1 protein-coding gene and 1 pseudogene are annotated in these 1,040 nt (G+C 39.4%); one reads left to right on the top strand and one right to left on the bottom strand.

The window, feature by feature from the left end; all coding sequences use genetic code 11:
• Positions 1-469: ATP-binding cassette domain-containing protein (locus QZ359_RS01600; protein WP_293955968.1), on the bottom strand; the 469-nt coding region annotated here is incomplete at its 3' end.
• A gap of 177 nt (positions 470-646) precedes the next feature.
• On the opposite strand from QZ359_RS01600, the pseudogene QZ359_RS01595 reads away from it, so the two are divergent.
• A pseudogene (locus QZ359_RS01595) lies at positions 647-1,040 on the top strand (peptidase M13); the annotation flags it as partial.

The raw sequence follows: 1,040 nt of genomic DNA, 5'->3' as shown, positions 1-1,040 counted from the left end.
AGAGGATATAGTCGGCTTCCTGCACCAAACATCTGGCAATCAAGACCCGCTGGAATTGACCTCCAGACAGTTGACTGATTTGCCGTTCAGCATAGTCAGCTAGACCGACGATTTCAAGGGCTTCTTGCACTTTCTTCCAATGTTTAGCCTTTAAACTGTGAAAGAGAGGGATAGAGGGAAAGAGTCCTAACGAGACACATTCCTTGACCTTGATGGGAAAGTTGTAGTCGATATTGATTTTTTGTTCGACATAGGCAATTCGGTGTAAGGATTTTTTAACTTCCTTGTCATCGAGAAATGCCTGACCTTGATGTGGGATAATTCCCAGCATACCTTTTAATAATGTTGATTTCCCAGCACCGTTTGGACCAATGATTCCGGTAATTGTTGGTCCTTGGAGCACTAGTGAAATATCCTTAAGTGCCAACGTTTCTTTGTAGGAGACACTAAGGTTTTCGATACGTATCATAAACTTGTATTCCTCCTGCCTCTTAATATACCTTAAAAAAAAAATTAAGTCAAGTTAATTTTTTAAAAAATTAAAATAATATCTGAAAAATGATGGAAAAGGAAAGTTCATTTTTAATTGCATTCCCAGTTAATTTTTGTTAAGCTAAGAGCAAGTACAAATGAAAGCGAGAACAAGATGACACGTTATCAAGATGATTTTTATGATGCTATCAATGGGGAATGGCAACAGACAGCTGAAATTCCAGCAGATAAGTCTCAAACGGGAGGTTTTGTTGATTTAGACCAGGAAATTGAAGACTTGATGTTGGCGACAACAGACAAGTGGTTGGCAGGAGAAGAAGTGCCTGAGGATACTATCTTGGCAAACTTTGTCAAATACCACCGCCTAGTTCGTGATTTTGATAAGAGAGAAGCTGACGGTATCACACCTGTCTTACCACTTCTTAAAGAATTCCAAGAATTGGAGACTTTTGCGGATTTTACAGCTAAACTAGCAGAGTTTGAGCTTGCTGGTAAACCGAACTTCCTTCCTTTTGGTGTATCGCCAGACTTTATGGATGCTAGAACCA

The sequence above is a fragment of the Streptococcus sp. genome (assembly GCF_019414905.1).
Classification (GTDB): Bacteria; Bacillota; Bacilli; order Lactobacillales; family Streptococcaceae; genus Streptococcus.
This window is presented reverse-complemented; position numbering and strand designations above follow the sequence as displayed.